The sequence below is a fragment of the Colwellia sp. Arc7-D genome (assembly GCF_003061515.1).
In the GTDB taxonomy this organism is placed as follows: Bacteria; Pseudomonadota; Gammaproteobacteria; order Enterobacterales; family Alteromonadaceae; genus Cognaticolwellia.
The window spans coordinates 4,119,475-4,143,938 of the sequence record NZ_CP028924.1 but is presented as its reverse complement, the minus strand read 5'-3'; the positions used below and the strand labels follow the sequence as shown (position 1 = coordinate 4,143,938).

21 protein-coding genes and 1 pseudogene are annotated in these 24,464 nt (G+C 38.0%); 13 read left to right on the top strand and 9 right to left on the bottom strand.

The window, feature by feature from the left end:
• Positions 1 to 81: 81 nt before the first annotated feature.
• The 5 genes from ilvA to ilvG all read right to left on the bottom strand — a co-directional run bounded on the left by ilvA (position 82) and on the right by ilvG (position 6,712).
• Positions 82 to 1,659: a threonine ammonia-lyase, biosynthetic gene (ilvA, locus tag DBO93_RS18000; protein ID WP_204100696.1), complete on the bottom strand. Its 1,578-nt coding sequence runs from the start codon at positions 1,657 to 1,659 to the stop codon at positions 82 to 84.
• Positions 1,652 to 3,526, bottom strand: coding sequence for a dihydroxy-acid dehydratase (ilvD, locus tag DBO93_RS17995; RefSeq protein WP_108457562.1), 1,875 nt, complete (start codon positions 3,524 to 3,526; stop codon positions 1,652 to 1,654). The genes ilvA and ilvD overlap by 8 nt, the downstream gene beginning before the upstream one ends.
• A 248-nt stretch (positions 3,527 to 3,774) precedes the next feature.
• The gene (locus DBO93_RS17990; RefSeq protein ID WP_108457561.1) at positions 3,775 to 4,698 is read right to left on the bottom strand and encodes a branched-chain amino acid transaminase; all 924 of its coding nucleotides are present in this window, start codon (positions 4,696 to 4,698) and stop codon (positions 3,775 to 3,777) included.
• A gap of 91 nt (positions 4,699 to 4,789) precedes the next feature.
• On the bottom strand, positions 4,790 to 5,047 hold the full coding sequence (gene ilvM / locus DBO93_RS17985) for an acetolactate synthase 2 small subunit (RefSeq protein ID WP_108457560.1): 258 nt from the start codon (positions 5,045 to 5,047) through the stop codon (positions 4,790 to 4,792).
• Positions 5,048 to 6,712, bottom strand: a complete 1,665-nt coding sequence (ilvG, locus tag DBO93_RS17980; protein ID WP_108457559.1) for an acetolactate synthase 2 catalytic subunit — start codon at positions 6,710 to 6,712, stop codon at positions 5,048 to 5,050.
• Positions 6,713 to 7,233: 521 nt separating this feature from the next.
• Between ilvG and DBO93_RS17975 the strand changes: the two are divergent.
• Positions 7,234 to 8,750 (top strand): annotated as a pseudogene (locus tag DBO93_RS17975) (YifB family Mg chelatase-like AAA ATPase).
• A 39-nt stretch (positions 8,751 to 8,789) separates the two neighbouring features.
• Here the strand turns inward: DBO93_RS17975 and ilvY are convergent.
• Positions 8,790 to 9,683, bottom strand: a complete 894-nt coding sequence (gene ilvY, locus DBO93_RS17970; protein ID WP_108457558.1) for an HTH-type transcriptional activator IlvY — start codon at positions 9,681 to 9,683, stop codon at positions 8,790 to 8,792.
• A 170-nt stretch (positions 9,684 to 9,853) separates the two neighbouring features.
• Between ilvY and ilvC the strand changes: the two genes are divergently transcribed.
• From ilvC to DBO93_RS17925, 9 genes are all read left to right on the top strand, one after another.
• Positions 9,854 to 11,338: a ketol-acid reductoisomerase gene (ilvC, locus tag DBO93_RS17965; RefSeq protein ID WP_108457557.1), complete on the top strand. Its 1,485-nt coding sequence runs from the start codon at positions 9,854 to 9,856 to the stop codon at positions 11,336 to 11,338.
• A gap of 114 nt (positions 11,339 to 11,452) precedes the next feature.
• Complete coding sequence (locus DBO93_RS17960; protein ID WP_108457556.1) at positions 11,453 to 11,773, top strand: pyrimidine/purine nucleoside phosphorylase; 321 nt, start codon at positions 11,453 to 11,455, stop codon at positions 11,771 to 11,773.
• Between the two features lie 359 nt (positions 11,774 to 12,132).
• On the top strand, positions 12,133 to 13,566 hold the full coding sequence (locus DBO93_RS17955) for an OmpA family protein (RefSeq protein ID WP_108457555.1): 1,434 nt from the start codon (positions 12,133 to 12,135) through the stop codon (positions 13,564 to 13,566).
• Between the two features lie 59 nt (positions 13,567 to 13,625).
• Complete coding sequence (locus DBO93_RS17950) at positions 13,626 to 13,904, top strand: hypothetical protein (protein WP_108457554.1); 279 nt, start codon at positions 13,626 to 13,628, stop codon at positions 13,902 to 13,904.
• A complete protein-coding gene (locus DBO93_RS17945; RefSeq protein WP_108457553.1) occupies positions 13,904 to 14,809 on the top strand; it encodes a mechanosensitive ion channel domain-containing protein in 906 nt (301 codons plus the stop codon). The genes DBO93_RS17950 and DBO93_RS17945 overlap by 1 nt, the downstream gene beginning before the upstream one ends.
• A 7-nt stretch (positions 14,810 to 14,816) precedes the next feature.
• Positions 14,817 to 15,407 carry a sigma-70 family RNA polymerase sigma factor gene (locus DBO93_RS17940; RefSeq protein ID WP_108457552.1) on the top strand — a complete coding sequence of 197 codons (591 nt, stop codon included), beginning with the start codon at positions 14,817 to 14,819 and terminating at the stop codon, positions 15,405 to 15,407.
• Positions 15,408 to 15,562: 155 nt separating this feature from the next.
• Positions 15,563 to 16,390 carry a glucosaminidase domain-containing protein gene (locus DBO93_RS17935; protein WP_108457551.1) on the top strand — a complete coding sequence of 276 codons (828 nt, stop codon included), beginning with the start codon at positions 15,563 to 15,565 and terminating at the stop codon, positions 16,388 to 16,390.
• Positions 16,391 to 16,552: 162 nt separating this feature from the next.
• The gene (locus DBO93_RS17930; protein ID WP_108457550.1) at positions 16,553 to 16,744 is read left to right on the top strand and encodes a LapA family protein; all 192 of its coding nucleotides are present in this window, start codon (positions 16,553 to 16,555) and stop codon (positions 16,742 to 16,744) included.
• Positions 16,745 to 16,765: 21 nt separating this feature from the next.
• The gene (locus DBO93_RS17925) at positions 16,766 to 17,275 is read left to right on the top strand and encodes a hypothetical protein (protein WP_108457549.1); all 510 of its coding nucleotides are present in this window, start codon (positions 16,766 to 16,768) and stop codon (positions 17,273 to 17,275) included.
• A 61-nt stretch (positions 17,276 to 17,336) separates the two neighbouring features.
• On the opposite strand, the gene proB is transcribed toward DBO93_RS17925, so the two are convergent.
• Entirely contained in the window at positions 17,337 to 18,434 is a 1,098-nt protein-coding gene (gene proB, locus DBO93_RS17920) for a glutamate 5-kinase (RefSeq protein WP_108457548.1), read from the bottom strand.
• 444 nt (positions 18,435 to 18,878) lie between these two features.
• On the opposite strand from proB, the gene DBO93_RS17915 reads away from it, so the two are divergent.
• A complete protein-coding gene (locus DBO93_RS17915) occupies positions 18,879 to 19,784 on the top strand; it encodes an acyltransferase (RefSeq protein WP_108457547.1) in 906 nt (301 codons plus the stop codon).
• Positions 19,784 to 21,049 carry a mechanosensitive ion channel family protein gene (locus DBO93_RS17910; RefSeq protein WP_108457546.1) on the top strand — a complete coding sequence of 422 codons (1,266 nt, stop codon included), beginning with the start codon at positions 19,784 to 19,786 and terminating at the stop codon, positions 21,047 to 21,049. The genes DBO93_RS17915 and DBO93_RS17910 overlap by 1 nt, the downstream gene beginning before the upstream one ends.
• Here DBO93_RS17910 and tesB read toward each other — a convergent pair.
• Complete coding sequence (gene tesB, locus DBO93_RS17905; RefSeq protein ID WP_108457545.1) at positions 21,033 to 21,890, bottom strand: acyl-CoA thioesterase II; 858 nt, start codon at positions 21,888 to 21,890, stop codon at positions 21,033 to 21,035. The genes DBO93_RS17910 and tesB overlap by 17 nt on opposite strands.
• 255 nt (positions 21,891 to 22,145) lie before the next feature.
• Between tesB and DBO93_RS17900 the strand changes: the two genes are divergently transcribed.
• Positions 22,146 to 22,400, top strand: coding sequence for a hypothetical protein (locus DBO93_RS17900; protein WP_108457544.1), 255 nt, complete (start codon positions 22,146 to 22,148; stop codon positions 22,398 to 22,400).
• Between the two features lie 112 nt (positions 22,401 to 22,512).
• Here DBO93_RS17900 and DBO93_RS17895 read toward each other — a convergent pair whose 3' ends face one another.
• Positions 22,513 to 24,345 (bottom strand): hypothetical protein, encoded by a 1,833-nt coding sequence (locus DBO93_RS17895; protein WP_108457543.1) that lies wholly within the window; start codon positions 24,343 to 24,345, stop codon positions 22,513 to 22,515.
• Between the last annotated feature and the right edge of the window lie 119 nt (positions 24,346 to 24,464).

The following is a 24,464-nucleotide window of genomic DNA, read 5'->3' as shown; positions in this document are numbered from 1 at the left end:
TAGGTTTTTTGATATAAAAAAAGCAGTTTTAATCATAAATTAAAACTGCTTAATGTCACAATAAGTAAGTATTTGGGGCGATTAGGTCAGAAACGCCTTATATGCTTCATTGTTGGTTTCTTCCTGGCATTCATAATCTAATGCTTTTAAATGCGTAAAGAAATCAACTTCTTGTGATTTTTTCACTTCAAAACCGGCCAATACTTGCCCAAAAGCTGCGCCATGGTTGCGATAATGGAACAAGGTAATATTGTAATGTTCACCAAGCGTATCTAAAAACTTCTCTAAAGCACCAGGGTATTCTGGAAATTGAAAACGAAAAATACGTTCTTGAGCAGACAATTCGTTTTTGCCGCCAATCATGTATCTAACATGCAGTTTAGCTAGTTCATTTTCTGTAAAATCAGTTAGCTGATAACTTTGTTGAAGGCTTTCGGTGAGTTTTTCTCGGTCATTAGCTTCACCACCAAGACGTACACCGACAAAAATATTAGCATTTTGTGTTTCGTTTGAAGCATCAGCATTATCAGCATAGCGATAATTAAACTCGGTTATCACACGCCCTGCCAGTGCTTTACAAAAGTTTCTAAAGCTGCCTTTTTCTTCCGGAATTTTAACCGCAAACACGGCTTCTTTCTGTTCGCCTAATTCACAACGCTCAGATATATAACGCAAGGTATGAAAGTTCATATTTGCGCCCGAAAGAATAGCTACTAGCGACTCATCACCTGGGCTACTTTGGCAATATTTTTGTAATCCCGCTAAGGATAAAGCACCCGCAGGTTCAGATATAACCCGTGTTTGCTCAAAAATATCTTTAATTGAGGTACATATTTCATCGGTAGTCACTGTGATAACTTCATCACAGTAATGTTTAATTAAGTCAAAGGTATGCTCACCGATACGTTTAACAGCCACACCGTCGGCAAATAAACCGACTTGTGCTAGATCGACTGGCTTACCCGCGGCTAAAGCCGCTTTTAAACAAGCTGAATCTTCCGCTTCAACACCAATCACTTTAATATGAGGTTGTAGTTGTTTTAGATAAACCGCCATACCCGCTAATAAACCGCCGCCGCCTACCGGAATAAACACCACATCTGTATGTGGACGTTGTTGTAATAACTCTTTAGCTACAGTGCCTTGACCTGCGATTACATCGCTATCATCAAATGGGTGGATAACGGTTTTATTTTCAGCCTGCGCATATTCCATCGACGCTTGCTGTGCCTCGTTAAAGCTTTTACCTATTAAGCGCACTTCTGCGCCATAACGCCTAACATTATCAACTTTAATGTCGGGTGTAGTAATGGGCATCACAATAGTCGCTTTTATGCCTAACTTATGTGCTGCTAAGGCTAAGCCTTGAGCATGATTACCCGCAGAAGCGGCTATAACACCATGCAAACATTGTTGTTCAGACAAATTAGCTAATTTGTTGTAAGCACCACGTAACTTAAAAGAGTGTACAGGCTGCTGATCTTCACGTTTAAGAAAAATTTGATTACCTAACCGCGATGACAACTTTGTCATCGGTGTTAATGCGGTTTCAACAGCAACATCATAAACAGGCGCAAGTAATATTCTACGTAAGTAATCTAAAGCTTGCGCTTGAGTAGCCTGTTTTTGTATTAACGCTGCTTGTTCAGCATCAGTCATTGCTGTCACCATTGTAATTACCGTCAAGTAATTCACGATTACGCACAGCGCCTTTATCGGCACTAGTGGCTAGCATGGCGTAGTTTTTCAATGCGTAGCTGATTGGACGAACTCGATTAGTTGGTTTCCAAGCATCTTTACCTTTAGCATTCATCGCATCGCGACGTTGAGTTAGCTCTTCTTCACTTACCTTTAACTCAATAGAACGGTTAGGAATATCAATATGAATAATGTCGCCTTGCTCTACTAATGCAATAGTACCGCCACTGCCAGCTTCTGGAGAAACATGACCAATTGATAAACCTGAAGTACCTCCAGAAAATCGACCGTCAGTTAACAGCGCACAGGCTTTACCTAAGCCCATCGATTTTAAATAAGTGGTTGGATACAACATTTCTTGCATGCCAGGACCACCCTTAGGGCCTTCATAACGAATAACAACCACTTCGCCCGCCACTACTTTTTTATCTAAAATACCGGCTACGGCAGCGTCTTGGCTTTCAAATACGTGTGCAGGGCCAGTAAATACTAAGTTGTCGTCACTCACACCTGCGGTTTTAACCACACAACCATCAACCGCAATATTACCAGAAAGTACGGCTAAGCCACCTTCTAATGAAAAGGCATTTTCAATGCTGCGAATACAACCGTTTTCGCGATCGTCATCTAAGGTATCCCAACGGCAATCTTGACTGAATGCTTTAGTGGTACGAATACCGGCAGGGCCAGCACGGTAAAACTTTTTAACCTCTTCATCGTCAGTGACTTTAATATCATATTTAGCGATAACATCAGCTAAGGTGGTACCTAAAATATTCGGTACATCTGTTTTTAATAAATTAGCGCGTGATAATTCACCTAAAATGGCAATTACGCCGCCAGCACGATGAACATCTTCCATGTGATATTCTGGCGTTGAAGGTGCGACTTTACATAATTGCGGCACAATGCGTGATAACTTATCCATGTCTTCCATGGTGTAATCAATTTCAGCTTCTTGCGCGGTTGCCAATAAATGTAAAATAGTATTGGTTGAACCACCCATAGCAATGTCTAAACACATGGCATTGTGTAAAGCATCTTTACTGGCAATATTGCGCGGTAAGGCTGACTCGTCATTGTCTTGATAGTAACGCTTGGTTAGCTTAACAATTTCTTTACCCGCTCTTAAGAATAACTGCTCACGATCAGCATGAGTCGCTAACATAGAACCGTTACCGGGTAGTGCTAAGCCTAACGCTTCGGCTAAACAGTTCATTGAGTTGGCGGTGAACATACCAGAACATGAACCACATGTAGGACAGGCTGAACGCTCAACTTGATCACTTTGCTCGTCAGACACTTTAGGGTCAGCGCCTTGGATCATGGCGTCAACTAAATCAAGCTTAATAATTTGGTCTGAAAGCTTAGTTTTACCAGCTTCCATTGGGCCACCAGAGACAAAAATTACCGGTATGTTTAGACGCATAGCCGCCATTAACATGCCAGGGGTAATTTTGTCACAGTTTGAAATACACACCATGGCATCAGCACAATGGGCATTGACCATGTATTCAACAGAATCGGCAATTAAATCACGCGACGGTAAGCTATAAAGCATGCCGCTATGACCCATGGCGATGCCATCGTCTACCGCTATGGTGTTAAATTCTTTTGCGACACCACCGGCTTCTTCAATAGCGCCAGCAACCAATTGCCCCATGTCTTTTAAATGTACATGACCTGGCACAAATTGCGTAAATGAGTTTACGACAGCAATAATAGGTTTGCCGAAATCACCATCTGTCATACCCGTTGCACGCCATAGTGCTCGAGCGCCAGCCATATTACGGCCTTGAGTAGAAGTTGCAGATCTTAATTTTGGCATGACTTTAGTCCCTATAAATTGTGTATATTTGGTTCGTGTAAACCGTGATAAGTGTTAAAAACTATTTTAAAAATTTACTCGATAATAAGCTTTTAGAATAACATTTATACTTTTGTGATTAATGAACGCTAAGGTTGAAGAGCATTAGCTAATTCGACTCAATTCAAGGCTAAAAGTAAGAAAAATATTAGATATTCAGTACGTACTTTTAGCGAAAAATTGAGTGAACTAGTAATAAAATAGTGCGATTAAACTTCGTCTAACCAGCCTTCAGGCACTTCAGTAGTACCGTTAAAGATACCAAAAAATGCATCTTGAATCGCTTTAGTAATAGGTCCACGCGAACCATCACCAACAGCAATACCGTCAACTGACTTCACTGGTACCACTTCAGTTGCTGTACCACACATGAAGAATTCATCTGCTAGGTATAAAGATTCGCGAGAAATTGATTCTTCACGTACTTCGTAACCCAATTGCTTAGCAAGGAAAAATACAGTGTCACGCGTTAAACCTTGTAAGATTGAAGCCGTGCCAGGAGGCGTATAAAGCACACCTTTTTTGATAAGAAATAAGTTTTGACCTGCGCCTTCACTTACCATGTTATTTATATCTAAAGCGACACCTTCAGCATAACCATGACGAGCAGCTTCAGTAGATATTAATTGTGATGATAAGTAGTTACCACCAGCTTTTGCTGCGGTTGGCATAGTGTTAGGTGCAAGACGGTTCCAACTTGAAACACCTACTTCTACACCGTTTTCAATAGCATCAGCACCTAAGTAAGCTTCCCAACTAAAGGCAGCAATCATTACATCAGCAACCGCGTCGATAGGTGGACGAAGACCCATACCAATATCACCTAAAAATACTAATGGACGTAAATAGGCTGATTTTAAGTTGTTTTTTGATACCGCATCTTTACAGGCTTGAACCACCTGCTCTTCGGTAAAAGGGATGTTCATGCGGTATATTTTTGCTGAATCGAATAAGCGCTTAATATGTTCTTCTAAACGGAAAATACAGGTGCCTTTATGGGTGTTATAAGCACGAATACCTTCAAATACTGACGACCCGTAGTGTAGGGCATGACTCATTACATGTACCGTAGCATTCTGCCACGGCATGAGTTCACCGTTAAACCAAATTAGTTCTGCGTTCACTTTAGCCATTTTCTATTCCTAAATTTTGTTGCGTATCAACCAGTTTTAAAACATTAACTGATGAAATTGTATTATGTATTGTCGTAAGTGTAACTCAGCATTATGCAATGCATTGCTGCGATGCTCTATTGTCTACTTTGACCTCTTTGATGTCGATCAGTTTATTAATTTGATCAACTAAAAGTTCAATAGGACGTTCACTTCTAACCATTAATTCAATCGTACCTATATTTGTGCCGGTATTTACTTTGGCATTCATACCACTGATTAAAAAACCACGATAACGTGTGACCTGTAAAATGCGCTCAAGTACCACTTGCTTATCATCCACTGATATCGTTAATTGATAATTATTCATTTAGGTACTCTCCATCATTTTATCGTTTGCCGTATTCGGTGGCACTAATGGCCATACGTTGTCTTGTGCATCAATTTTAACTTGTAATAAATAAGGACCATCGTGTTCTAGCATTTCTTCAATAGCAGCACTTACTTCTGACTTTTTCGTGATCATTTGAGCTTTAATATCAAAAGCATTGGCGAGCATAATAAAATCAGGGTTATCAGCTAAATCAGTTTCACTTAATCGGCCATTGAAAAATAGGTCTTGCCATTGGCGAACCATACCGAGTTTGGCGTTATCTATTAGTACTATTTTAACCGGTAATTGAAAACGTTTAATGGTTGATAACTCTTGTACATTCATCATAAACGAGCCATCACCTGAAACCGCAATAATGCAGTCTGTTGGTCGACTGACTTGAGCACCAACGGCGGCAGGTACACCAAAGCCCATAGTACCCATGCCAGCACTCGTTAAGAAATTACTTGGGTCGTCAAATACCATGTGTTGTGCTGCCCACATTTGATGTTGTCCTACATCAGTAGTTACACAACTGTTTTTAGGCATTTTGTCACTAATTTCTTTTAAAACTGCTGGTGCAAAAATCGTGTCGCCTGGGTGATTATAATCCCACGCATAATCTTGGTTCATCTGTAAACAAAACGCTCTCCAAGGCTCAATCGATAATGGAATAGCTAGCGCGGGTAAATTAACTTTTAAATCACCTAATATAGAGGCATCGGCAATGCGACGTTTGTTAATTTCAGCGGTATCAATATCAAAGTGGATTACTTTTGCATGTGGCGCGAATTCGTTAAGTTTACCAGTAACCCGGTCATCAAACCTGGCACCAACGGCGATTAATAAATCACATTCTTGTACGGCTAAATTAGAGGCTTTAGTGCCGTGCATACCTAACATACCCATATAATATTTATCTTCTGGGTCAATCGCGCCTAACCCTTTTAGTGTTGACACACAAGGTAGGCCTGTTATTTTGGCAAAGTCTCGTAATTCATCAATAGCATTGGCCATACCAACACCACCACCAACATATAAAATAGGTTTTTTCGCTTGGTTTAATAATGCAATAGCGTTGCCTACGTTGGCAGGAGGTAATTTAACTTTGTTTTGTAAATTAACTAAATCATCTACACAACCGTTAACGGCTGCAATTTGAATGTCTTTTGGAATATCAACCAACACCGGCCCTTGTCTACCTTCTAATGCAATGGCAAAAGCTTGGTGTAAAACGTCGGCTAAATCATCAATATTGGTTACTTGAAAAGAATGCTTAGTACACGCTAGAGATAAACCAAAAATGTCTATTTCTTGGAAAGCATCTGAACCCATAGCAGCAGTTGCTACTTGGCCGGTTATTGCTACCACTGGAATTGAATCAGCCAACGCATCTGCAAGACCTGTGATCAGGTTTGTAGCGCCAGGACCTGATGTTGCAAGGCAAACACCAACCTTGCCTGAAGCCCTTGCATAGCCTACAGCAGAGAAAGCAGCCCCTTGTTCATGGCGACACAAAAAATGCTCAACGCCACTATCATAAAGTGCATCATAAATCGGCATTATTGCGCCACCTGGGTAGCCAAACACATGTTCAACACCATGCTGTTCTAGCACGTTAAATAATAAGCTCGCGCCGGTTAATTTTTTTTCAGTTGTCATGTGTATATTTAACTTTTTAATAACATTTTATTCATAAACTATTCACTTTAATGAAAAGTATAAAATTTTAGTAATTAATAAGTATTCTCCAAAGGTTAATAATGTTTGTGCGCTGCGCGCTGTTTAATAATTTAATAACGACAAACCCCCCGGTCCTTGCGGAGCGGGGGGTTTGTTATTTTAAGATTTTTTATTTTCTTTAGCTCAACAAATTCCCCCGCGACGATTTAAGAATCACCACGATGAGGACGTTAATAATCACTAAGATAGAATTTTGCATATTTATTAATATTATCTGTAAGTTTATTAGTTTGAGCACTAAGAGTTTTCAGCCTATTTAAATTAGTACCATAGCTCTAATATCAAGCGCAAGTGGTTTGTTAGTGTTTTTTTAGATAAATAAAAATTCCTAGTTATAACCGCTACCTGATCTTATTAAACTTTGCGTGATTATTTTTCGCACAATAAGGTTTACTTAACTACACTTTTGTTTAGATATGTAAAAATAAAAATGGATTTTTATGACCTTAGCCTGTGTTTTTAGTCGAGCTCGCATTGGGCTCGAATCTCCCTTAGTTACCGTAGAAGTACACTTAGCCAATGGATTACCTGCATTCAACATTGTAGGTTTACCTGAAACCTCTGTTCGAGAAGCTAAAGATCGTGTGCGCAGTGCGATTATAAATTGTGGTTATGAGTTCCCTGCCAAACGCATTACTGTAAACCTAGCTCCTGCTGACTTGCCTAAAGAGGGAGGTCGCTTTGATCTGCCAATTGCCATTGGTATTCTTGCCGCCGCTGCCCAATTACCAGATACCGACTTAAATCAATATGAATTTGCTGGCGAGTTAGCCTTGTCGGGGAGTTAAGATCCATTATTGGAGAAATTCCAATGGCAATGGCCTGTAAAGAAAGTGGCCGCACATTAGTGATACCCAGTGAAAACGCAGAACAAGCAAGTTGGGTTCAACAGGTAAAAATATTAAGCCTGTCACATTTAAGCCAGCTATTTCCTCATTTTTTGAAACAACAGAGCTTACCGCTCGTAGCGACAAGAACTTTGCAGGAATATGAAACGAAAAGCGAATATGACATTGCTGATGTTGTAGGGCAGCCGCTAGCCAAGCGTGCATTAGAGCTTGCGGCAAGTGGCCGACATAATTTACTTTTTATTGGTCCACCAGGTACAGGTAAAACCATGCTGGCGAGTCGGTTACCGGGAATTTTACCGCCGATGACTGAGCAAGAAGCGTTATCGAGTGCGGCAATTCAATCTATTTGTCATAAAAACATTAGTCCTGAGTCTTGGTTAACACGCCCTTTTCGGGCTCCGCATCATACGGCCTCGTCAGCGGCGCTAGTGGGTGGCGGTAGTCATCCTCAACCGGGTGAAATTTCACTGGCGCATAACGGTGTGCTTTTTCTTGATGAGTTACCAGAGTTTGAACGCAAAGTTCTCGATGTATTACGCGAACCATTAGAATCGGGAGAAGTGACTATTTCGCGGGCGCTGGTTAAACAAACTTTTCCGGCACAATTTCAGCTAGTGGCTGCGATGAATCCTAGCCCAACTGGATTTTATAATGATAAACGCAGTACACCTGAGCAAGTATTACGTTATCTTAATCGGCTTTCAGGGCCATTTTTAGATCGTATTGACATTCAGATTGAAGTAACCCGATTACCGCGCGGTATGTGGGCTAACGATAATGGCAAAGGTGAGTCGAGTCGCACCATTCAAAAAAGAGTCAGTATTTGTCATCAAAAACAGATATCACGCCAAGGCAAAGCTAATGCGCAACTCAGCAGTGCCGAAGTGAGAAGCTTCTGCCATTTAAACGCTGATGACAGTGAATTTCTAGAGCTTGCCATTGAAAAGCTTAATTTATCAACCAGAGCACATCATAAAATACTTAAAATCGCGCGCACATTGGCTGACATGGAGTCGTTAGAGCACATAGAGCGAAAACATTTAATTGAAGCCCTGTCGTATCGGGCGATGGATAGAATATTGCGTCACTTAACAGACGCAATATGACCACGGCTGTAATGTACTTTACTGACTACTGACTACTGACTACTGATCAGACTGATATGAATGAATTGCTTCAAAAAATGCCTGAATCAAAGGCTTATCTCTACTTTGATTCAAACAGCATACACCAAGATCGAACGGTTCAATTTCACCCACATCCTCTAGAAACTGAACTCGATCTTTAACAGGGCTATTTTCAACCACCACGCGCGGCACAATACCAACTCCGCAACCTAAAGCTACCATGCTGACCAGTGCCTCGTGTCCTGAAACCGTCGCGTAGATATTGGCTTTACCTTGTTGTTTTTTGCGAAACCAATATTCAAAACGTTTTCGCGCGGGACCGTGTTCAGGCAAAATAATGGGTATTTCAGACCAAATAAAGTCTTGCTGAATTTGTTGCTGAACTTGGCACACCATCGTAGGTGCGATCACTGAAACGGGTATTTTTGCCAAATGATGAAAGCTAAAGATTCTAGATAACTGTTCAGGTTTAGCTGCAATGGCAAGATCTACCGCTTGCTTTTCCACTTGCACTAGTCCGTCGGCTGCGTCACCCGTCGTTAACATAATTTCAACCATTGGATGCTGCTGGCGAAAACGTTCTAGCAACGGTGGTAAATGACTATACGCCGCGGTAACAGAACAATAAATATGCAGTTTTCCTTGCAGTTCCGCGTGCTTCTGGTTTAGCGAAAGCTGCAATAACTGCCATTGCTCAAGTTGTTGCTCAGCAAATTGGTAAAACTGTTTTCCTGCTTCGCTTAACACTACGGTACGATTATCGCGATGCAGTAATGGGTTACCTAATTCAGTTTCCAGTCGTTGAATTACTCGACTTAACGTTGAAGGGCTAACATGATGAAGTTCTGCGGTTTTACCAAAATGCAGTGATTTGGCTAAATCGACAAACATCCGCAATGATTTTAATTCCACATTTTTTCCTAAATAGTTAGATTCAATCAAACTGTATTGCAAATTATGCAACACTGCAATGCAAATATATCATTTTAAGCAACGTTAAGTTTTCGCTATGATAGCGTCAAGGTCAACAAACTGACCACCTAACTAATTTCTTGGTCAACCACCAAGCACAGGAGAACAATATGTCTAACTATTTTAATACACTAAGTTTACGCGAAAAATTGGCGCAATTGGGTAAATGTCGCTTCATGCAGCGTGAGGAATTTAGTGACGGTTGTAATTTTATTAAAGGTTGGAATATCGTTATTGTTGGTTGTGGCGCTCAAGGTCTTAACCAAGGTTTAAACATGCGTGATTCTGGTTTAAACATCTCTTATGCTCTTCGTGATGCCGCTATCGCTGAAAAACGTCAATCGTATCAGTGGGCGACAGAAAATGGTTTTACTGTTGGCAACTATCAAGAATTAATTCCACAAGCAGATTTAGTATTAAACTTAACACCTGATAAGCAACATACTTCTGCGGTTAATGCGGTAATGCCATTAATGAAAGAAGGCTCTTCTTTAGCCTACTCACATGGTTTCAACATTGTTGAAGAAGGCATGCAAATTCGTTCTGATATCACAGTGGTTATGGTTGCACCAAAATGTCCAGGTACTGAAGTACGTGAAGAATACAAACGTGGCTTTGGTGTTCCAACACTTATCGCTGTTCACCCTGAAAATGATCCGCAAGGCAATGGCTGGGCTATTGCTAAAGCCTACGCTTCAGCAACCGGTGGTGATCGCGCTGGTGTATTAGCGTCTTCATTCATTGCTGAAGTTAAGTCTGACTTAATGGGCGAGCAAACTATCCTTTGTGGTATGTTGCAAACTGCCGCGATTTTAGGCCACAAGCAATTATTGGCTCAAGGTGTTGACGCTGGCTATGCACGTAAATTATTACAATACGGCATCGAAGGTGTTACTGAAGGTTTAAAATACGGTGGCATTACCAACATGATGGACCGTTTATCAAACCCAGCTAAAATTAAAGCGTTTGATATGTCTCTTGAATTAAAAGAAATTTTACGTCCTTTATTTCAAAAGCACATGGATGACATCATCGAAGGTCGTTTCTCAGCTGGTATGATGGCTGATTGGAATAACAACGATGCTAACTTATTAAAATGGCGTGAAGAGACGGCTGAAACGTCTTTTGAAAAAGCACCTACTTGCGATACTGAAATTTCAGAGCAAGAATATTACGATAAAGGCATTTTCGTTGTTGCTATGGTTAAAGCCGGTGTTGAATTGGCCTTTGATGCAATGGTTGACTCTGGCATTATCAATGCTTCAGCTTACTATGAGTCGCTTCACGAAACGCCATTAATTGCTAACACCATTGCACGTAATATGCTTTACGAAATGAACGTGGTTATTTCAGACACAGCAGAATACGGTAACTACTTATTCTCACATGCAGCAGTTCCATTGTTAGAAGAATTTGCTAGCAAGTTAACTTTAGAAGAATTAGGCGAAGGCTTAAAGTCAACATCAAATGGTGTTGATAACGCGCGTTTAATTGAAGTAAACGAAGCAATTCGCAGCCATGGCGTTGAGTCAATTGGTAAAGAACTACGTGGCTACATGACAGATATGAAGCGTATCGTAGAAGCGAATGCTTAATAGCTAAAACTAGACAGTTTATTACAAGCGGTGTTGGCACATTTAGCTAGTACCGCTTTTTTTATATCTCATTTTTTATCGCGCAAGAATTGATTAAGTAAAAAAGGAAAACTCATGACAGAATTTAATAACGTCACTATCTCAACCGTAGCAAGTATATATTTTGATGGTAAAGTCACTAGCAGAAAAGTTACTTTTGCAGATGGTTCGTTCAAAACCTTAGGTATTATGATGCCGGGTGAATATACCTTTAAAACGGCTGAAAAAGAGTTGATGGAATTTCAACAAGGTATTGTTAGCGTGTTATTACCCGGTAGTGATACTTGGCAAACCATAACGGCCAACCAATCTTTTTATGTTCCAGCCAACGCTTCTTTTGATATTAAAGTAAGTGAATTAGCTGATTACTGCTGTACTTATATTGCTGATAAATAGTTAGAAATTACTAGTACGTTAAAATAATAAGTTACTCTTCCAGTAAACTTATTTTCATAGGCGCTATATATAATATATAGCGCCTATGAAGTTTTTAAAAGTTAACTGTATAACAACTAAAACATAGCTTCATGTCTGCATACCCTCACATATAGAACACCTACGATCGTTCAACGAATCTTATTTTTTAATTCTCCTTTATATAAAACTAATACCTCAAATTTATAAAAATTACAGATTAATACATTAATTTGTGACTTTTTATCTCAACCTCTCGTCTATAGCTACAAACGTCATAATTGCCTTTCTTGAAAGGGTATTTTAATCAGTTATGTATTAGCTATATAAAGGACACCAAAATGAAAAAAACACTAATTGCCAGCGCACTGACTCTAGTATTAATAACAGGTTGTGCTTCTAACGTTACATTATCTGAAAATGAGATGATGAAAAAATTTCCAACCTTGAATCAAGCCGAGCAGCTTTTAGAAAAAGCGGATCAGGAAAATTTAGCATTTTATGCGCCAGAACAAATTAAGGCTGCACAACGTGCTTTTGACGATGCATTGAAGCAAGCTAAATCAGATAAAGATTCAACTGATATTACCGCGAAAGAAACCGTTGATAGAGTTAATGCTGCAATAGCACAATCAAACAAAGCAAAATACACTTTTGAAGAAGCGTTTGATGCTCGCCAAAAAGCACTGAGTGCTAATGCCGATAAGCTTGTACCTGAGCGCTTTAACGACGCTGAGAAACAGTTTAAGAAAATGCTTGCTTGGTTTGAGCTAGGTGAAGATGAGCGAGCTAAACGTGATATCAATGAATTAAAAAACCAATACCTTGCTATTGAGCTTACGGCATTGAAAGCCAACATGTTAAGTGTTGCTAAAAATACGATCAATACAGCAGTAAAACAGGATTTAGATGATGTTGCGCCTATTTTATTTGCTCAAGCACAAGATGAGTATCAGCTAGCATTAAATACGTTAGAAGCTGATAGGTCTAATACCCAAAAAGCAAACGTGCATTCAAATCGTGCTATTTGGTTAATTCAGCGCGCTCAGGGTATTGCTGAAATGAATAAGTATTTTAAAGACGCTAATTTTACTGAAGAGCAAAAGCTTATTTGGTATCAAGAGCAGCTTGAGTATGCCTTATCGCCGATTACCACCAATTTACCTTTTAACGAGTTAAACAAAGAAGTTGTAGCTTTTGCTCATAAAACGTTAACGCAAACTAGTCAACGTACTGATAATCTCAGTAGCGAACTAATATCTTTAGAAGCGCGTGAATCTCGCTTAGCTCGAGATAAAGATGAAGCTATTTTGTCTGCGAAAATGGCGCTTGAAAAAGAGCAAAAAGAAAAACGTGAAGACAATGCAAGATTTGCTGGCGTACAGTCACTATTTAACGAAGAAGAGGCGGCCGTTTACAGACAATTAGATAATGTCTTAATTCGTGCTCAAGGTTTTTCTTTTAAACCTGGTAGTAGCGAAATTGAATCATCTAACTTTACTTTATTAAATAAAATTAATGATGCTATAAGTCGCTTTCCTCATTCTAAAATTTTGGTGTCAGGTCACACTGACTCAACCGGTAGCGCAGAGCTAAACCTTGCACTGTCTAAAAACAGAGCAAAAACTGTGGCTGATTTTATGAGTCAAGTGGGTAACATTGATGTTAATCGCATACAGTCAAATGGCTTTGGTAAAGAGAAACCTGTTGCCTCTAATGAAACTGTTGAAGGCCGTGCGCAAAATAGACGTGTAGAGATTTTAATTATTAACTAGTAAGTAACTGAGATGCTGTTTTCATTAACCGCATCTCTTTTTATTTCTGGAGAGCAAAAATGAGTTTTGACGAAGACAAATTGAGAACTATGTGGCAAGAGAATACGCCTCAATCTGACGAAGATAAAGCATTGAAAAAAGTATTATCAACATCGGCAAATATAACAGCGGTTAAAGATGTATCTGGACTTTTTGTCGGTTGGATTTGGGTATTATTTCTTGGCTTTGGAGCTTCTATGTACTCTGCAAAACGAAAACTTGAACTACACAATCAACAAAAACAAATATTATTAAATCAAAAATCATTAAAAAACAATAATAACACCGGAGAATTATAATGAACTTAGATGTGTGGACACAATCATTCAGTAATGCACTGTCTGGCTTTTGGACTGAAATAGCAGGTTTTTTACCGAACCTAATTGCCACCATAATTGTTATCTATATTGGTTTATTTATATCTAAAATAATTACAAAGTGGGTGGCTAAAATTTTAGAAAAACTTGGTTTTGATAAACTATGTCAAAAACTAAGTGTCGACAAAGCAATTAAAACCTTGGGTGTAAAGTTAACCCCATCTGAAATGATTGGCAAACTACTCTATGTGTTTTTTGTACTGATTATACTTGTGGCTGGCGCAGACACTTTAGGTTTAGATAGATTCTCGGCAATTCTTGATGAATTTGTACTCTACTTACCTAAACTTTTAGGTGCTGTGGTTATTACACTTATAGGTTTATTTATTGCGAACCTAGTGAAAACTCAAGTTGAAAGTTCGCTTGATAGTTTAGGCGTTGAATATGGTGCAGCAGCAGGGCGTGTTCTGCAATTATTGGTGCTGTTTATTACTTTTTCACTAGTTACAGGTCAACTTGAATTAGAAATGGCATTGCTTAATACCATTTTCACTGTCCTTATTGCTAGCTTAGGTATCGCACTCGCTTTAGCTTTAGGCTTAGGTACTAAAACTATCGCCAACAGTATTGTTTCTGGTATTTATGCAAGAGAGCAGTTATCTCCAGGTGATGAAGTTGAATTTGATGGTTTTGTCGGTAATGTTGTCTCAGTATCAACGGTCAATACGTTAATTGAAAATAAAGCGGGTAAGCGTTTAAGTATTCCAAATCAAGATCTGCTAACAGAAAAGTATCTTACTACAAAAATGAGTGAGTTAGCTAAGCCGAGTAAAGCGGCTAAAGCCAGTAAAACAGCTAAGATAAGTAAAACAACCAAAGAAAAGTGAGAACATAATGACCATATCAGAGGGCGAGAATAATCGTGTCTCTGATCGCTTGTCTCAAGAAGATGATGCTGAGCTTGTGCGGATTGCACGACTGCAACTTCCTTATGTGACAACGGCCTACGAAGTGCTTTTTCATCGGTATCATAAAAAACTCATACAAGTTTGTTATCGATATTTAGGCTCAACACAAGAAGCAGAAGAGGCGGTAAATGACACTATGCTAAATGTGTTTAACAGCCTCGCTAAATTTGAAGACCGTGCCAGTTTTAAAACATGGATTTATCGAATTGCACACAACCAAGCTTTAACTCGGCTTAGGAAGAAGCAACTTGATTTAGTTGACCTTGATGAAGCTGAACATGTAGCAGTTGATGACACACAAAATAGCTTAACAGCCGGTGAAGAAGGTATTGATCACCTGTTAGCGCAATTGAGTCTAGAAGAACGCTCAATTGTTGTGTTTCGCATTGCAGGTGATCTTGATTTTGGCGATATAGCTTTGGTAGTTGAGGAGAAATTAAGCACCGTAAAAATGCGCTATAAACGTGCATTAGAAAAAATGGCTGTCAGTGCTCGTTCTGAGGATCAAGACAAGTAAATCACACAAAGTATTTTGAAGTGTTAAGTGCTTACATCAAGGTTATTTTGCATTTTTTACTGTAAAATTTAGCGTTGTAATCTTTTAAATAAAAAAAATTACAACGCTAATCAAATGATATAATACTCAATGTTAAATCAACCTTAGGGCTCGGCATGCAAAGTAAGATCAAATTGAAAATCCCCGTTTTATTTTTATGTGCACTTTTTATTTTTGTGCTCTTAGGCAGTATTATTTCGGGTGATCATTCAGCGCTATTACCTAAAGCTCAAGCAAAGGTTAACGCAAGCATGAAAAGCTTGCCGGATTTTTCTAAAATTAAGGATGTAAAAGAAAAAAAGGAAGCTTTTTTTGCAACCTTATATCCTATTATTCAAGCCGAAAACAATCACGTATTACAGTTAAGAAAACTCATTAATATGCTCAAAAGTGTTCCTATAGCCAAGCTAAATGCTAAACAGCAAGCTTGGTTACTTAACATTTCAAAAAACTATAAATTAGAAAATGAGTACATTGATAACGACACCTTCGAAGAACTGCTTAAAAGAGTTGACTACGTTCCGCCATCATTAGCCTTAACTCAAGCAGCTATAGAGTCTGGTTGGGGAACGTCACGGTTTGCAAAACAAGGTAATAATTTATTTGGTCAATGGTGCTTTTCGCAAGGGTGCGGCATGGTGCCTTCGTTAAGAGAATCAGGCAAAGGGCATGAAGTTGCCAAATTTGATTCTATTAACATGGCTGTTCGTAGTTATATTTTAAACTTAAACACTCATGAGTCTTATAAAGCATTAAGGGAAAATCGCGCACTTTTACGTAAAAAAGAAGCGTCGTTTACAGGGGCTACCTTAGCAGAAACGTTGACTGAATATTCTGAAGAAGGTCATCATTATGTCTCAAAACTCACTGAATTTATTCAACAAAACAAACTTCAACGATTCACTACCGCATTTGAAAATACCTTTGATGATATTACAGACTAATCTAGTTTACATTTAAGCAGTGTGGAATTAGTGTAAGTTTTTTAATTTAGATGTGACTTTTGTTTGTTTCACTGCATCTAAAGAGAGTAATAATACCTCAAAACCTTTTAGCCATACTTTGCTCTAAAAGGTACATTTAAAAACTAATATTAGGAGTCAGTAATGAGTAAGTTACATAGATATTTTATTTTAATATTATCAATTCTCTGCTTGGTTATTGTGTTACAGAATATGGCGACCGTGAGTATTTCATTCCTGTTTTGGGATTTTGCCATGCCGCGAGCTATTTTAATTGCTTTGATGTTAGTAATAGGGCTACTTATTGGTCTTATTTTAAAGAGTAATCGCGAGTAAATTTTAAATAGGGTAGTAGTAATGACTAGAAAAATATTCGTACTAATTTTTGCCGGTATAGTCTTTAGCCAGCAAGCCTTTGCTTTAGGTTTAACGATGTCAGAGCGTCAACTTAATAGTATTTTGAGCTTAAGGTTCCCAATAGTTGAAACATACATGGAATATAGGCTAGAAGCTTCAAAGCCTTATTTAGCGCTTTATGCCGCCACTCAATCAGTTGCTATTACCGCGCGTATAAATGTTATTAATAATGGCCATAAACTTACTGCTGATGCGACATTTAAGGGGCAAATTATTTTTGATAAAGCAACAAACGCTTTGAAAGTGAGTAATCCATTAATTACCCAATTTGAAGTGATAGATAATACCTTTCCAAAATCTGAGAAATCTATTAATACAATCAAAAATACGATTGGACAACATTTACCTATCTCAGTATTGATTGATTTTGATCACATTAGTAATGATTTATTTCAATTTACACCCTCCAGCTTATCGATAGTAGAAGATGGTTTAAGAGTGGAATTTTAGTTAAGAGTTTTAATGCGGTTATTTGTTTAACGATAAACCCATAATCGCATTAACTCAGCTATTATAACATCACCATATCGTCACGATGCATAACCACTTTACTTGGACAACAGCCAAGTAAAGCTGAAATTTCATCACTTTTACAGCCCTTAATCCGTTTAAGATCACGGGTGTTATATTGGCTAATACCTTTGGCAATATGTTCACCGTTTTTAGCGTCATAAATATCAATACAATCGCCTACTTTAAAATCTCCGGATACATCAGTGACTCCTGAGGGAAGTAAAGAAGCACCTTTATTTTTTAAGGCACTCACGGCGCCAATATCTAATAACACGCGACCATTGCTTTTTAAGGTATGTTTTAGCCAATGTTTGCGTGCTCGAGTTGCACTTTCTTTAGCAACAAAGTGAGTTCCTGGATTTTCGCCTTGCAAAATATTCTCAAAAACTTCACCACGACTACCATTTAAAATATAGGTTTCGATACCATTTTCTACTGCTTTTTCTGCTGCTTGAATTTTTGTTTTCATACCACCAGTCGCAATATGATTATTCGTAGCCCCTGCCATGGCATAAACAGATTCATCTATTTTGTCTATTACTGGTATTAACTTAGCTTGTGGATTTTTACGTGGATCTTCTTCAAAAACACCGTCTACATCACTTAAAATGAATAAGCTATCGGCTTCGCTGACTACCGCAACTAATGCTGCTAAATTATCATTGTCACCTACTTTTAATTCTTCAGTTGCTACCGTATCATTTTCGTTAACAATAGGAATAACGCCATTTTCTAGTAATATTCTTAAGGTGTTTTTAATACTAATGTAACGTTGGCGGTCTTTTAAATCACCATGGGTGATTAGCAGTTGGCTGCAAGGCACATCAAAAAATCGTTGCCAATTAGCCATCATCTTCATTTGCCCAACCGACGCCATTGCTTGTTTTGTTGGAATTGAAGGGTTGGATGATCCGTGAGCAATTAAGCCCCTACCAGCAGCAACACTACCAGAAGAGACCAAAATAACTTCCTTGCCTGCTTGTTGGCATTGAGTAATAAAACGCGCAATGGCTAGTATATACTTACCGCTGCAGCCTTGAGCATCAGGTGAAACTAATGCACTGCCAACTTTTATTACCACACGATTAAAATTCATGACAACCCCTCTATTTTCTATTAGTTAAGATTGCCTCGAAACACAGGTGTTTTGCAATAAAATTTTGCAATTACATTAGACTTGTTTACTATTTTCTAATGGTTTATGGAATTAGTGCACTTAAGCTAATATTTAACTATGTTAATAATGTATTTTAATCAAATTATACGCAGGGCAATAAATTTATGGTGCGTTTTTATCCATATTACTTTTGCCTTGCAGTAACTTATATCGTTGAATTCTCAATTTATACTGCTACGTAAAATGCATCATAAATTATGCTTTCATGACTTTCGTTGCAGTTTATCGCTGCACTTCAAATAAATGCTTTTAGTTCTAACCATTATTAGCTTGGTAATTTTTTAACGATTTTTACTGAAAATATGTGCGAAACCCATTAATATTATAACCAGTAATTTAGTTCCTAAATTTTTGGTTATTTATATGCTACATTTTTTACCTGGCCCTATTATTGGCTGCTTTTCAGTTATTTTGTATATTGTTAATACTATACTTTGGCTAGTGCCAATACTGATATTTTCATTATTAAAAGCCATTGGCCCTATTCCTTTATGGCAAAAATTCTTTAGCTATTTACTCGATCAAATGGCCAGCAACTGGGTGCTTTTTAATACTTTTATTCAAAAGTTATTCACCAAAACAAAAATTAATGCGTCAGGCCTTGAAAAACTTAAGATGAAAGACTGGTATTTGGTGATTAGTAATCATCAAAGCTGGACCGATATTTTAGTTTTGCAACGCGTTTTTCACGGTAAAATTCCATTCTTGAAATTCTTTCTCAAAAGAGAATTAATATATGTGCCTTTACTTGGCTTGGCTTGGTGGGCGCTCGACTTTCCTTTCATGAAGCGTTATAGCCAACACTTTTTAAAGAAAAACCCACATTTAAAAGGTAAAGACATCGAAACAACCAAAAAAGCCTGTGAAAAATTTAAACATAAGCCTGTTAGTGTCATGAACTTTATTGAAGGTACTCGCTTTACAGAAGAAAAACATAATAAGCAAAACTCGCCCTTCCAAAGGTTGCTCAAGCCTAAAGCGGGTGGAATTGGTTTTGTGCTACAAGCAATGAAAGGTAATTTAAGTAAAGTGGTTAATGTCACGATTTACTACCCTGATGGTGAACCCAATTTTTTAGACTTTCTGTCAGGAAAAATAAAACGAGTAAACATTGCGATTGAAACACAAGACATTGGCGACTCGCTAAAAGGCGACTATGTTAATGACCGTGCTTATAAAATACAGTTTCAAAAGTGGGTTAATCAACTTTGGTTAGATAAAGATAAAAAAATGCTTCAGCTTGAAGAGCAAGCAAATAAGGATAATTAATGCAGGAAATAATCAATTCTTGGTTAACCGCGCAAGGCGTACATGAATCATATTTAACCTTAAGTTCGGTGTTAATTGCTTGTTTATTTATTTTTATGTTGTGCAGCATTAGTTTTTATATCGCGAAAAACTATGTACTGGTGTTGATTCATAAATTAACCAAAGCCTCAAAAAACACCTGGGATGATGTGCTTTTTGATCATCAAGTTTTTTCACGTATTTCGCTGTTAATTCCTTTTATATTATTGTTATTACTGACGCCACTTTTGTTAGATGAAAGCTCATTACTCGCTACGGTATTGATAGTTTTCGCTAAAATAGGCCTATGTTTTCAGATAGCACGTACGATTAGCTCAGTACTAAATGTTATTAATAAGCTATATAGGCAAACTGCCAGTGAACGTTATTTACCACTGAATTCGACATTACAGGTGATTAAGCTTGTGGTTTATTTAGTGGCAACGATATTGGCTGTTTCGCAAATTTTAGATCGCTCACCACTTTATTTACTGAGTGGCTTAGGAGCTTTAACAGCCGTACTTATTTTAGTGTTTCAAGATACTATTAAAGGCTTGGTTGCTAGTATTCAAATATCGGCTAATAAAATGGTTGCGCCTGGTGATTGGATTGAATTACCCAAATATGGTGCTGATGGCGATGTTATCGAAATAGGGCTAAATACCGTAAAAGTTAAAAACTTTGATAATACCATCACAACTGTGCCTACTTATGCCTTAACTAGTGGTTCATTTAAAAATTGGCGTGGCATGCTGAGCTCAGGTGGCCGAAGAATTAAACGTGCAATTGTCATTGATGTCGGCAGTATTCGATTTTATAACCAAGCGCAATTGGACAAACTGACATCAGTAACCTTGATCACTGATTACCTTGTGGCCAAGAAAGCCGAAATTTTAAAGCAAACGGGTGAATTAGTTATCGATAGTGCTATTACAGCTTCAACTATCAATACAAGGCAGTTAACCAATATTGGGACCTTCAGGGCTTATATAACCGCTTATTTAAAGCAACACCCTAAAGTGCATCATGATATGACCTGCATGGTAAGACAATTACCAGCAAATGAGGTTGGTTTGCCATTAGAGTTATACTTTTTCAGTAGTGATCAAAATTGGGTGAATTATGAAACCATACAAGCAGATATTTTTGATCATTTATATGCCGCAGCGCCACTTTTTGGCTTAAGAGTATTTCAGCACCCAAGTGGCTATGACTGGCAAAAGGCGACAACTAACGCTGACGCATAACACCTTCTTGCATCGTAGAGGCGACCAATAAACCTTCTTGGTTAAATATTTGTCCTTTTACTAAACCTCGACCGCTGCTAGCTGACGGGCTTTCAATACAGTAAAGCAGCCATTCGTCTATACGAAATGGTCGATGAAACCACATTGAATGGTCTATTGTCGCCAGTTGAAAGTTTGGTTGCCAATAACTAACCCCATGCGGAAATAAAGCCGTAGGCAAAAAAGAAAAATCAGAAGTATAGGCTAATAAATAAGTATGAATACGAAGGTCATCAGGTAACGTGCCATTTGCCTTTATCCACATTTGACATTTAGCTTCAGTTTTTTCAGGTTTTAACCAGTTGTACTGAACTACAGGGCGAGTTTCTATTGGTTTTTCAGATAAAAACTTTCCACGAATCTCTTCTGGTATCGCTTCTTGATTATCAAAAATGAAATCTGTGTATGACTTTAACTCTTCTGGACCAGGGACTAAGGGCATAACATCTTGGTGATCAAACCCTTGCTCGTGTTGTTGAAACGAAGCGGTCATGTAAAAAATCGCCTGACCATTTTGAATCGCGTTTACCCGACGAGTATTGAAGCTTTTGCCATCTCGAATGTTTTCAACCTGATAAACCACAGGCTTGCTGGCATCTCCAGGTCTTAAAAAATACGAATGTAAAGAATGTACATTATGAGTTTCAGCAACGGTTTCTTGGGCAGCCGACAATGCCTGGCCCATTACTTGGCCACCAAACAATGCTCTAAAGCCTAAATCTTGACTTTCACCTCGGTAAATACCTTGCTCTATTATTTCTAATTTTAAAAGTGCTGAAAGATCATCCAATACTTGACTCATAAAAACTTTACCCTCTTTAACTATGACAAATCTTATTTATTATAACCTGCTATTACACTTAGAATAACGAAATAAGCTTTTAAATATCCTGATTATAAAAATATGCACAATAGCAAACTGGCTAACCAGCAGAATTTATTTATAAAAATTTGAATCTTAATAGTTGATCTTAGCAATGATCTACGATATGTTTCAACAATAAAACGTATACTATGGATATGTAATACGTATTACTAACGTGATAAAGAGGCCATCGTGCACGCAGTTCTTGAACGAGAAGTATTACTAGAAAGACGACAATATACCGCAGAACAATCTAATTTGTGGGACAAACTGTCGCTTGCGCAAAAATTTGCGACTAGCAGTTTGACACAGTTTGGTTATGATCTTTGTTTTATTCGCAACAGCAAAGCAGGTAATATTGCAATTTTGTTGTGTGACAGTAATGCAGCTACAATCTCTGATGACGGCGAAATTAATACATCACCAAACCTCACTGTTAGACTTTAATTCCAATTTCGATATAAAAAAGCCGCTTCATAAGCGGCTTTTTTATTGCTATTTTTTTTACTGAATACCAAGCGACGATAAATAATTTCACTAAGATAAACCCCCTCCTCTATTATTCACTATCAGCGCATTCACTCAGGCGAGAAAGAAATACGTAGGGATCAATATCCTGAATACTGGGTGAGTCAACCGCGAAAACAACCTTGACTGAGAAGTCTCCTAAATTAGCAAAAAAACGGGTATTTATTGCCTGTTTTATTCGATCAAACTTTATTAGTGCTTGCTCAATATTTTGATGTGGACATAAGAATAAATATTCGCCAGTACTTATGATGCCGGCATAGTCTTCTTCATCAATATTTTCATTAATGATAATGGCCAAAACTTTACTGACATCAGCTAGAATCTTGCGATTAAAGCGAAAGCTTAGCTCTTGCCAATTTTCTATCTTTAAGTAAATGATAGATATGTCATATTGATATTTTCTGGCAATTTTATACTGTTGTTGATACCAACGTTTAGTTTGTACTGGCTGTGCTAATTGGTTTTGCGGTAACTCTATTTCATCGTAACTGAGGTTAAGTTTTAGCCGGTGAGCTTGAAAGCGACAAAAAATTATAAAAATAGCACTACAGCTTAAAAGTGAAGCAAGGAGAATAATGAGCATTTTTTGTTGGGCATATTTTTCGTTGAACTCTAAACTTAGCTGGCTTTGTTCAGCCAAATTTAAAGCAAGTTTCTTAGCTTTATCGCTTGTTGATATTGCGGCAGTAGCAAATGAATCTTTTACACTGACGTTGGGGTACAACCCTTGATATAAGGATAAATAATGGCTCTGATTTTTGATAGCCTGTGGCAAGTTGTTTTTTGCTTTATAGTAGTCGGTTAATAGTAAATACAATTCTATTTGTTGTGGTGAAAGCACAATGTTTTTAGCTAGTGATTGTGCTGAAATTAACATTGCTTCGGCTTCTATTTGTTCTCCTAAAGCAAACATCACTTTTACTAAGCTAATTTTAGTCGACAGCTTAACACGTACTAAATTGTATTGATTAAATACTACCTGTGCGTTCATTAATCGTGCTTTTGCTGGTTTAAGTTGTTGTTGTTCATATAATACTTGTCCTAAGCCAAGTTCGGCATAGGCTGCGTGAATTACGAGTTTATATTGTTTGGCAAACTGTAATGACTGCCAAAAAGCATTGTAAGCATCATCATATTGTTGCAGTTGGAAGTAAGCATTCGCTACTAAATGGTAACTGTGGGCAATGCCTTCGGTTCTCGCCATATCGATGCGTAGTTTTATTACATTGTTGAGCAGTTCAACAGCATTGTCATATTCTGATAAATAAAAATGTGCTTGGGCAATAGTTTCTAGCAATGTTATTTGATCAACATTTGTTTGGTTTTGACTGAGTAAAGTTTCAACCTTGTTGAGCGTTTTTACCGCCAGATCGTATTCAGCGCTTAAGGCATAAGCTACGACAGAATAGGCAAGTGCTTGTAAATGATAGTTCATATCATTTGCTTGTTCAGCCAACCATGCCGCGCTTTGAGAGGTATCTTTTAGCTGAATATAGTTACCTTGTGCATAATAACCTCGTGCAATTTTTAACATTAAGTCCAGTTGTAATTCGACATCTATTTTGTCAATTTCACTACCGTATTGTGCAAATTGGAATGCCACGAGTAAGTTGCCTTGATTAAAAGCCACATCCGATAAAAGAGAGAAGGCCTTCGCGACAATATTTGAACTGAACTGATCTCTATTGTTGACTACGGCTTGTGCGGTATCGACAACATCTTGTGCAAGCAATAACTCTTTCCTCAGAAGATAATAATCGTTTATTGCTTCGCGTGTGTTAACGCCACTATTAGTGTCGTTCGCTTGAGCACAAAGTGATATGAACAAACTTATTAAAACAACTAGCAGTATTCGATTCATTGAGCGTTAACTTCCATTGGTAGATTGGGGACGCTTACTATTTTTACTTTAGGCGTATTGTATCGAAAAGTGTTCAGTTCACTACGAGATTTTTACATTTTTCAGGAAGTATTTTATTA